This is a genomic window from Actinomadura barringtoniae, assembly GCF_017573505.1.
Taxonomy (GTDB): domain Bacteria; phylum Actinomycetota; class Actinomycetes; order Streptosporangiales; family Streptosporangiaceae; genus Spirillospora; species Spirillospora barringtoniae.
In genome coordinates, this window is record NZ_JAGEOJ010000035.1 from 75,929 (window position 1) to 85,383 (window position 9,455).

The 9,455-nt window shown below is 71.1% G+C and carries 11 protein-coding genes and 3 tRNA genes; 9 read left to right on the top strand and 5 right to left on the bottom strand.

What is annotated here, in order from left to right; genetic code table 11:
• Positions 1–172: 172 nt before the first annotated feature.
• On the top strand, positions 173–835 hold the full coding sequence (locus J4573_RS50360; RefSeq protein ID WP_208263584.1) for a winged helix-turn-helix domain-containing protein: 663 nt from the start codon (positions 173–175) through the stop codon (positions 833–835).
• Complete coding sequence (locus J4573_RS50365; protein ID WP_208263585.1) at positions 832–2,010, top strand: MFS transporter; 1,179 nt, start codon at positions 832–834, stop codon at positions 2,008–2,010. Before J4573_RS50360 ends, J4573_RS50365 begins: the two co-directional genes overlap by 4 nt.
• Positions 2,011–2,036: 26 nt before the next feature.
• On the opposite strand, the gene J4573_RS50370 is transcribed toward J4573_RS50365, so the two are convergent.
• On the bottom strand, positions 2,037–2,666 hold the full coding sequence (locus tag J4573_RS50370; RefSeq protein ID WP_208263586.1) for an HNH endonuclease family protein: 630 nt from the start codon (positions 2,664–2,666) through the stop codon (positions 2,037–2,039).
• Positions 2,667–2,963: 297 nt separating this feature from the next.
• On the opposite strand from J4573_RS50370, the gene J4573_RS50375 reads away from it, so the two are divergent.
• Positions 2,964–3,923, top strand: a complete 960-nt coding sequence (locus J4573_RS50375) for a hypothetical protein (RefSeq protein ID WP_208263587.1) — start codon at positions 2,964–2,966, stop codon at positions 3,921–3,923.
• Here the strand turns inward: J4573_RS50375 and J4573_RS50380 are convergent.
• From J4573_RS50380 to J4573_RS50395, 4 genes are all read right to left on the bottom strand, one after another.
• Positions 3,867–4,952 (bottom strand): ornithine cyclodeaminase family protein, encoded by a 1,086-nt coding sequence (locus J4573_RS50380; RefSeq protein WP_208263588.1) that lies wholly within the window; start codon positions 4,950–4,952, stop codon positions 3,867–3,869. The two genes, J4573_RS50375 and J4573_RS50380, sit on opposite strands and share 57 nt — an antisense overlap.
• Positions 4,953–4,982: 30 nt before the next feature.
• A tRNA-Tyr gene (locus J4573_RS50385) sits at positions 4,983–5,069 on the bottom strand.
• Between the two features lies 1 nt (position 5,070).
• A tRNA-Leu gene (locus J4573_RS50390) sits at positions 5,071–5,147 on the bottom strand.
• A 1-nt stretch (position 5,148) separates the two neighbouring features.
• A tRNA-Leu gene (locus J4573_RS50395) sits at positions 5,149–5,225 on the bottom strand.
• 297 nt (positions 5,226–5,522) lie between these two features.
• Here J4573_RS50395 and pqqA point away from each other — a divergent pair.
• Genes pqqA through J4573_RS50425 form a run of 6 tightly spaced genes read left to right on the top strand, consistent with a single transcriptional unit; the run spans position 5,523 to position 9,198 of the window.
• The gene (pqqA, locus tag J4573_RS50400) at positions 5,523–5,663 is read left to right on the top strand and encodes a pyrroloquinoline quinone precursor peptide PqqA (RefSeq protein WP_208263589.1); all 141 of its coding nucleotides are present in this window, start codon (positions 5,523–5,525) and stop codon (positions 5,661–5,663) included.
• A gap of 3 nt (positions 5,664–5,666) precedes the next feature.
• The gene (pqqB, locus tag J4573_RS50405) at positions 5,667–6,545 is read left to right on the top strand and encodes a pyrroloquinoline quinone biosynthesis protein PqqB (RefSeq protein ID WP_208263590.1); all 879 of its coding nucleotides are present in this window, start codon (positions 5,667–5,669) and stop codon (positions 6,543–6,545) included.
• A gap of 5 nt (positions 6,546–6,550) precedes the next feature.
• On the top strand, positions 6,551–7,264 hold the full coding sequence (gene pqqC, locus J4573_RS50410) for a pyrroloquinoline-quinone synthase PqqC (protein WP_208263599.1): 714 nt from the start codon (positions 6,551–6,553) through the stop codon (positions 7,262–7,264).
• A complete protein-coding gene (pqqD, locus tag J4573_RS50415; RefSeq protein WP_208263591.1) occupies positions 7,261–7,518 on the top strand; it encodes a pyrroloquinoline quinone biosynthesis peptide chaperone PqqD in 258 nt (85 codons plus the stop codon). The genes pqqC and pqqD overlap by 4 nt, the downstream gene beginning before the upstream one ends.
• Positions 7,515–8,657 carry a pyrroloquinoline quinone biosynthesis protein PqqE gene (gene pqqE, locus J4573_RS50420; protein WP_208263592.1) on the top strand — a complete coding sequence of 381 codons (1,143 nt, stop codon included), beginning with the start codon at positions 7,515–7,517 and terminating at the stop codon, positions 8,655–8,657. The genes pqqD and pqqE overlap by 4 nt, the downstream gene beginning before the upstream one ends.
• Positions 8,658–8,715: 58 nt before the next feature.
• Entirely contained in the window at positions 8,716–9,198 is a 483-nt protein-coding gene (locus J4573_RS50425; protein ID WP_208263593.1) for a hypothetical protein, read from the top strand.
• Positions 9,199–9,455: the final 257 nt, after the last annotated feature.

The window sequence follows — 9,455 nt, forward strand, 5'->3', positions numbered from 1 at the left end:
GACCCCTTTCTGAGTTCCTGGACCCACCCTCACCCCGCCACCGGCCCCACCCTCAGAGCCGAAAGACCCTCATATTCGAGGCCGAGTCCTGAACCACCCCCAATCCCCACAAACCATCACAATTCGTGGAAAGGGTCTTTCGAAAGACTCTTTCCAGGGTTACGGTCGGGCCATGGGTGATCTCGAACGGCGGAGGCTCCGGGAGGCCGGCGAGCTGCGCGTGCTGGCCCATCCGCTGCGGATCCGCATCGTTCAGGTGCTGCACGAGCTGGGATCGGCGACGGCCACCGAGGTCGCGGAAAAGGTCGATGAGAGCCCGGCCAACTGCTCGTGGCACCTCAGGCAGCTGGCCAAGCACGGGTTCGTCGAGGAGACCGGCGAACGCAAGGGGCGGCAGCGGCCTTGGCGGCCGGTGAACGCGTTCCTGGAGTGGGGCAGGCCCGACGAGGCGGGCGATGTCGCGGCGGCGGGTGACGAGCTCAACTCCGCGCTGCTGGAGCATGAGGTCGGCGGGCTGCGCTCGTGGCTGGCGTGGCGGCGCACGGATCCGCCCGAGTGGCAGGACGCGGCGGACTTCACGCAGTGCGTGACCTGGATGACGGCCGACGAACTGGCCGAGGCCAACGCGGAGATCCAGCGGGTCCTGATGCGCTATCAGGGGCGCACCGCCGATCCCGGCGGCAGGCCGGAGGGTGTGCGGCGGGTCCGCATGTTCGCCTGGGCGGTACCGGCCGCGCCGACAACGCGGGCCGAGCGGACGACGCGGGCCGAGCGGACGACGCGGGCCGAGCGGACGACGCGGGCCGAGCGGACGACGCGGGCCGAGTCGCCATGAGGAACGTGCGGCTGCTCATGACGGGGCTGGCGGTCACCATGGCCGGCGACTCGCTGATGCTGCTGGTGTTCGCGATCTGGATCAAGACGCTGACCGGCTCGACCGGGGCAGCGGGGCTCGTGCTGCTGTGCGTCTCGCTGCCGTTCGCGCTGTCCCCGGCGTTCGGATGGCTGGTCGACCGCGTGCGGCACCGGCGGTTCCTCGTCACGGTCAACTGCGCCTCGGCGGTGATGCTGCTGCCGCTGCTCGCCGTGCGCGGGCGGGACGACATGTGGATCGTCTACGTGGTCGCGGTGCTGTACGGCACGTCGATGGTCGCGTCGAGCGCGGCGCTGAACGGGCTGCTCAAGGAGCTGTTCACCGAGGAACGGCTCGCCTCCGCGAACGGGAGGGTGACCACCGTGCAGGAGAGTCTGCGGCTGGGCGGGCCGCTGGCGGGGGCGGCACTGTTCGGAGCGTTCGGCGGCGGCACGGTCGCGGTCGTGGACGCGGCCACGTTCCTGGTGGCGGGCGGGGCGATCGCGCTGGTGCGGGTTTCCGAGCGGACGCCGGAACGGGTTGAGGCGCACTGGCGGCAGGAGGTGTCGGCTGGGGTGCGGCACCTGTTCGCCGAGCTGACGCTCCGCCGGACGGTCCTGGTCGCGGCCGTCGCCTGGCTGTCGATCGGGCTCGTGGAGTCGGTGTCGTTCGCGCTGGCCGACCAGGGGCTGCACCGGCCGCCGGAGTTCGTCGGCGTGCTGGCCTCGGCGCAGGGAGTGGGCGCGGTGATCGGCGGGCTCGCCGCGGCGCGCGCGTTGGCTCGCGTCGGCGACGTGGCGGGTACGGGGATCGGGCTGGCCGGGTTCGGCGTGGGCAACCTGGTGTGCGTTTACGCGTGGCTGCCCAGCGTCCTGGGCGGGCGGGTGGTCAGCGGGTTCGGGCTGGCGCTCTTCCTGATCGGCTTCACGACGATCCTGCAGCGCAAGACGCCGCGACCGCTGATCGGACGAGCCTCCACGGCGGCGGAGACTCTCACCTCGGGGCCGCACTGCGTGGCGATGGGAGTGGGAGCGGCGCTGATCTCGCTCGTCGACTATCGGGTGCTGCTGGTGATGACGGGGATCGGGACATTGGGCTCGGGGGTCGTGCTCGCCGCGGGCCGCGGGGCCCCGGCCGGGGAGCCAGACGCCACGTGACGCCTGCGGCCGGGGCCCGCGGTCGCTCAGCAGGTGTCGAGCATGCTGCCGATGGCGGTCTTCTCGGCGCTGTCCACGGTGAGCGCCCACGCGTGCTTCACGTGCGTGTAGGCGCGCGCGTAGGTGCAGTAGAACGACGTCGTCGGCGGCTTCCAGTTCGCCGGGTCGTCGTCGCCCTTGGCCTGGTTGACGTTGTCGGTCACCGCCCACAGCTGCGGGTCGGTGAGGTCGTTGGCGAAGTCCTGGCGCTTGGCGGTCGTCCAGGCCCACGCGCCCGAACGCCACGCCTCCTTGAGCGGCACCATGTGGTCGATGTCGACGTCGGAGGCCGCGGTCCAATGGCCTCCGTCGTACGGCGAGTCCCAGGTGCCCGAGGTGGCCGCGCAGTCGGAACCGGTCTGGACGTTCTGGCCGTCCCGCTTGAGCACGGTCTCGCGGGTGTTGCAGGAGCCCGAGATCGTGATCCAGTGCGGGAACAGGGAGCGGTCGTAGGTGTCGTCGTGCGTCTCGGCGGCGACGGTGAGGCCGGCCAGCTCGGTACGGGCGACGCTCGCGGACGGGATGTTCGGCGGGGTGGCGTTGGCGGTGCCGGACAGTCCGGCGGTGAAGACGAGCGCTGCCGTCGCCGACAGCGCGCACGCGGTGACTCGTATCACGAGGCACTCCTCCTGCCCGTGCCCCGGCCAGGAGGGGGACCCTGGTCACTGCGGGGCAAGCGGGTCAGAAGGGACGTTCGCATTCCTTGCAATTGCTGTTAAATGTCACCAATTGCCCAGCCTTGTTGATCTCGTTCGTTAGATCACGCCGGTGGGGCGTGCGTGAGCTGGGCGAACGCGCTCCGCAGGCGACGGTGAACGGAATGAATTTCCTGTGAATGCACTCCCCCGTTCAGGGGACGCGGTTCACCCGGGGGCGGGAGGCCCGAGGAGGGGCGCGAGGCGAGGCTGAGGGCCATGACACCTCAGCGCCTGTGGAGGCTCAGGCTGTTCGTCTGTTACGCGACGGCCGCCGCCTGCGTTCCGTATCTCTTCCTGAAGGTCGTGTGGGTCGCCGGGGGCGATCTGGGCGTGAAGGGGACGATGGACATGCACAGCGGCGACGTCGTGGCGGCCAACGTCATCACGCTGGGCATGGACGCCGTGGCCGTGGTGATCGCGCTGGCGTTCGCCTACCCGTGGGGCATGCGCGTCCCGGCCTGGCTGATGCTGGTGCCGATCTGGGTGGGAACGGGGCTGCTGGCGCCGTTCGTGCTCGGCCTGCCGCTGGGGCTCGCCGTACAGGCGGTCGTCGGGGGTGCGCCCGCGCCCGACGACCACGGCAACGGGCTGCACGCGTGGGTGTTCGTGGTGGTGTACGGCGGCTTCATCCTGCAAGGCGTCACGCTGCTCGCCGGGTTCGTGCTGCACGCACGTGTGCGGTGGGCGGATCTGTTCGCGATGCGGACGCGGGAGCTGGGGCAGGGGCCGACGCGCGCGCTCCAGGTCTTGGCGGTGAACGGGGCGGCGGTCGTCGCCGCGGTGTTCGGGGTCGTTCACCTGGTCTGGGCGTTCGGCGGTACGGCGGCGGGCGGCGACCCGGGGTTTCAGACCGCGACGCAGCGGACGTTCGTCGGGGTGAGCGGAGTGCTGGCGTTCCTCGGCGCGGCGGGCGCGCTCGCGCTGGTCCACCGGCGCGGGCCTGAACGGCTGCTGCCAGTGCTGGTCGCGACGTGGCTCGGCGCGGGCGCGATCTTCGCGGGAGGGCTGCTGGGGAGCGGTGCGTCCGGGTTCGCGAGTGCGGTCGCCACGTACGGGACGATCGCGGGGCTGCTGCTCGGGATCGCCGGGCTGCTCGCCCTGATCGAGGGGCGCCGGGGACTAGAGGGAGACCTCCCGGCCGCGGCCCTGCTCGCGGGCGGCCCTGAGCACCAGTGAGGTGGCGGCCGCGTCCTGCACGATCGAGCCGACCGACTTGTAGAGGGAGAAGGGCTTGGTGCGGCGAGGTCTGCTCGTGATGACTTCGCCTAGCTCGGTGACCGAGTCGGCCGAGATGAGGCCGGCCGCCAGGGCGTCGGCCAGGTCGCGGTTGGGCGGAACGGCCTCCAGGGCGGCCTTGCGCGCCTCGACGAAGACGTCCGCGTCGGCGATCGTGGCGTCGTCGATCTCGCGGCCCTGCGGGTTGTAGCCGACCGAGGTGATGTGGGCCCCGTCCGCCAGCCACTCGCGCCGTACGACGGGGTCGACCGCATAGGTCGCGGCGCTCACGACGTCCGCGCCGTCGAGCGCCTCCGCGTAAGTCGCGACGGCCCGCACGGGCACGTCGCCCCGGACGGACGCGTCGCCACGCACGGGCGCGTCGCCCCGCACGGACACGTCGCCCCGCACGGACACGTCGCCCCGCACGGACACGTCGCCACGGACGGGCGCGTCGGCCGACAAGCCTTTGACGATCGCCAGGTCTTTCACGAACACGGTCGTCCGGTCGAGGTCGCGGCCCGCGACGCGTACCTCGCGGAACGGGCGTACGCGGGAGACGGCCTCCACGTGGGCGGCGGCCTGCGGTCCGGTGCCGAGCACGGCCAGGACCTCGGCGTCGTCGCGGGCGAGCAGGCGTGCCGAGAGCGCGGCGCAGGCGGCCGTGCGGATCGCGGTGATGTAGGTGCCGTCGATCAGCGCCGCCGGTTCGCCGTTCTCCGGATCGAACGCCACGATGACCGCCTGGCGCACCGGCGTCGGGCCGCCGGCGTTGCCGGGGAAGACCGAGACGAGCTTGCTCATCACCGCCCCGGCCGAGGCGCCCGGCATGTCCACGAGCATCGAGCCCGTGCCGGGCAGGAGCGCGGCCGTGCGTTCGGGCACCGAGGCCCGCCCGTCGCTGAGCTCGGCCATCGCGTCCGCCAGCGCGTCGATCAGTGCGTCGACGTCCAGCAGCGCCTCGACGTCATCCCGAGAGAGAACGATCACGCCGAGGACGCTACCGGTCGCCTACGACAGTGGTGGGGCGGGTGGGATTCGAACCCACTCAGTACGAGACACCTGGTTTACAGCCAGGCCCGGCTCTCCCCGCTCCGGCGCCGCCCCTTGGTCCCCCCGGCAGGATTCGAACCTGCAACCTCCAGCACCTCAGGCTGGTACCTCTACCCATTGGGCTACGGAGGGATGGTGCGGCTCCCGGGATTCGAACCCGGAACATCCAGTACCTGAGACTGGCCCCTCTACCGATTGGGACAGAGCCGCATGTGCGCGTCGAGGTGGCGTCACTCGGACCATGCGGCCGGGGATATCAGGAGATGCGATACCGGCCGTGGCTGGCGAGAGAGGCCTGGGGCAGTCGATATAGCTGCTGGCTCATGGCCGGTCCTCCTCACTGACCTTCGTTCGAGCTTCGCTCGAGTCCCGCTCTAGCTGACGTTTCTAAGGTGCCAGCCGGGAGCTCGCGCCGCAATGCATTTAATTCATCCGGTCTTTGTGGCGAGGTTTCACTGTCCTGGGGCTCCTGAGCTAGCAAACAGGGACAAAGGTCGGATGTATCCGTTGACAAAAGGATGTCCAGAGGCGCTGACTGGAGAGGACATCCGCGACCCGAAGGGTGGCCACATGGCCTGGACGACGCCCGACTTCGAGATCATCGAGACCTCGATGGAGCTCACCGCCTACTACTTCACGGCTCGCTAAGAGATGGAAGTACGGCTGCTGGGAACGGCGGCCGGCGGCGGGGTGCCGCAGTGGAACTGCGCGTGCGCCGGTTGTTCCGGCGCACGTCAGCACCCCGGCCGCAGGCGCCTGCACGCCTCACTGGCGGTGCGGGCCAGAGGCGGAGATCGCGGGAGCGGGCGCTGGTGGCTGGTGAACGCGACGCCGGACATCGGCGAGCAGGTCGAGGCGTTCGGGCTCTGGCCGACGTCGGGACGTGACTCACCGATCACCGGGGTGGTGCTGACCGACGCCGAACTGGACCACACGCTCGGCATCGCCCGGCTGCGCGAGGCCGACCGGATCGAGGTGACCGGCACCGGCGCGGTACGGGACGCGGTCTCGGGCCGGCTCGGCGGTCTCCTGGAGCAGTACGCGGAGCTCAAGTGGCAGGGCTTCCCCGTCGTGGACGGGGACCTGGTCATCGAGTCCGTGCCGATCTCGGGCAAGCGGCCCCGGTACGCGCGCGACGCGCGGGCCGGGCCCGACGACGTCTGGGTCTCGGCGCTGAAGATCACCGATCGTTCGACGGGCGGCGTGCTCGTCTACGCGCCCGCGGCCGGCGACTGGCCGGACGCGCTGCAGGAGGCGATCGACGGAGCGGACTGCGTCATCGTGGACGGCACGTTCTGGGACGACGACGAACCCCGCACCACCGGGATCTCGGAGCGGACGGCCACGCAGATGGGACACCTGCCCATTGCGGGCGGGACATCCGACCGCCTCGCCGAGCTGCGCGGACGCCGGCTCTACACGCACCTCAACAACACCAACCCTCTCGTCGACCCGGGCGCGCCCCAGCACGCTGCGCTGGCCGAGCTCGGGCTCGAGGTCGCCCAGGACGGAATGGTCATCGAGCTGTGAGCACCATGAGCATCGTGGAACGCCTGCGGGCCGTCGCCGAGGAGCGCTACCACCACCGGCACCCGTTCAACCTGCGGATGCACGCCGGTGAGCTGGACAAGGAGGAGATCCAGCGCTGGATCCTCAACCGCTTCCACTACCAGCGCCACATCCCCATCAAGGACGCGCTGATCCTGGCCAAGCTGGAGACGCCCGAGCTCCGGCGCATGTGGATCAGACGGATCCAGGACCATGACGGGACCGGGCCCGACCAGGGCGGGCTGGAGCGCTGGCTGCGGCTGGGCGAGGCCGCGGGCCTGGACCGCGATCTGCTGCTGTCCGGCGAGGACGTCCTTCCGGGCGTACGGCTGGCGGTCGAGGGCTACGTCAACTTCTGCCGCCTGCGTTCGCCGCTGGAGGCCGTCGCGTCGTCGCTGACCGAGATGTTCGCGCCGAACCTGATGCGGACGCGGATCGGCGCGTTCGAGGAGCACTACTCCTGGCTCGACGCGGCCGGGCTGGAGTACTTCCAGAGCCGCGTGTCCCAGGGCGAGCGCGACAGCAAGGAGGCGCTCGACCTCGTCGTCCGGTGGACGCGGGACGAACGCGACGCCGAGCTGGCCCTCGCCTCGCTCGCGTTCAAGTGCGACGTGCTGTGGTCGCTGCTCGACGCGGTCGACCACGCAGGTTCTCACGTCGACCACGCGGGCGCACGCCCGGCCGAACGGAGCGCCCGATGACCGACTGGAAGCCGGCGCTCGCGCCGTCGATCATCCTGCGGCACGACGACGTGCGCGACGCCGAACTGCTGGTGATGCCCGAACGCGTCGTCGTGCTGACCGCCGAGGCCGCCGCGATCGTGCGGCTGTGCGACGGCGCCCGTACGACCGCCGACATCGTGGACGCGCTGGGCCGCGCCTACCCCGACGCCCCGGTCGCCGACGAGGTGCCGAGGTTCCTCGACCGCGTGCGCGAGCACGGCTGGGTCCGATGAACGCGCAGGACTCGACGAAGCCCCAGGAACAGACGGAGCCGCAGGGGCCGCTGCGGCCGCCGTGGGCGATGCTCGCCGAGCTCACCCACTCCTGCCCGCTGCACTGCCCGTACTGCTCCAACCCGGTCGAGCTCACGCGCCGTTCCCAGGAGCTGAGCACGGGCGACTGGGCGCGGGTCATGCGGGAGGCCGGCGGGATCGGCGTGGTCTCCGCGCACCTGTCGGGCGGCGAGCCGCTGCTGCGGAACGACCTGACCGAGATCGTGGCCGCGACCGCCGGCGCCGGCATCCACTCGCAGCTGATCACCAGCGGCTTCGGGCTGGGCGAGACGCGCCTCAAGGAGCTCATCGACGCCGGCTTGAACAGTGTGCAACTCTCCGTCCAGGACGCGACCGCCGCGAGCAACGACCTGATCGCGGGCGCCCGCTCGTTCACCGCCAAGGAGGAGGCCGCCGCGCTGGTCCGGGACGCGGGCATCGCGCTCGGGCTGAACGTCGTCCTGCACCGCCGCAACCTCGCCAGCCTGGACGCCATCATCGATCTCGGCGTCGCGTGGGGCGTCTCCCGGATCGAGCTGGCCAACACCCAGTTCCAGGGCTGGGCGATGCTCAACAGGAACGCGCTCCTGCCGACCCGCGAGCAGCTCGCGGAGGCCGAGGCGACCGTTGAACGGCGCCGGACCGAGCTGGCGGGCCAGGTGGAACTGATCTGGGTCCTGCCCGACTATTTCACCGGCGTGCCGAAGCCCTGCATGGGCGGCTGGGGCGCGATCTCGCTGACGGTCGCGCCGGACGGCACCGTGCTGCCGTGCCAGGCGGCGGGCGTGATGACCGACCTGGACTTCCCGTCCGCCCGCGACCACTCCCTCGGCTGGATCTGGGAGCACTCCCCCGCGTTCCAGGCCTACCGGGGCACCGAGTGGATGACCGGGCCGTGCGTCGAATGCCCGCGCCGCGAGCTGGACTTCGGCGGCTGCCGCTGCCAGGCGTACGTGCTCACCGGCGACGCGGCCCGCACCGACCCGGCCTGCCACCTGTCCCCCGACCACGCGTTGATCGACCAGGCCATCGGGACCGCGCGGACGGCGGCGAACGCGACGGACAAGGAGGTCGAGTTCGTCCCACGTCGTCCCCGGTGAGGGTAAAGATTGGCATTCCTGACGATTCCCTCGGGGACCGCCGGGGCACGAACGCGGCATGAGCAGGGGAAACGCGCCCGAGGCCAAGAACGCCCGGCGGCGCAGGCTGATCGAGTCCGCGAAGGCACGGGGACGGCAGCTGGAGATCGCCCTGGACCGGGCCCGCGTCCGGGCCGCCCAGGCGATCGCGCCGCACGACGAGGAGACGATCACCGCCGAGCGCGAGCGGTCCCGCTACGTCGTGAAGACCTACGTGCACCGGCAGACCGGCAGCCGCATCCGCATCCTCGACACCGAGGCCGAGGACGGCCCGCGCGAACGCCTGCTCCCCGCCACCGACGGGCACGGCGAGATCATGCGGTACGCCGTCGAGTGCCTCGACCACGACAGCGAGCCGCAGTACTACGCCACCCTCAAGGACGCCACCAAGGGCGTGCGCAACTCGGCGAAGTGGTGCAAGGGCTGCCGCCAGACGAACGTCCCGGAGATGCGCCCGAAGGTCAACGCCCGCAACAAGCAGCTAGCCCAGCACCGCCTCTAGCTCAGCACCGCCTCTAGCTCAGCACCGCCTCTAGCTCAGCACCGCCTCTAGCTCAGCACCGCCTCTAGCTCAGCGCGGCTCCTAGATCTGCTCGGCGGCCGGGTCGGCCAGCGCGCGCGTGTGACCTCTCGCGTCGAAGATCAGGGGTGCGTGCTTGATGAGCATCTTGGGATCGTACGCACCGTGCGCCGCCAGCACGATCGCCAGGTCCACCGCGCCCAGCGCCGCCGGCAGGTCGTCACCGGCATGGGGTACGG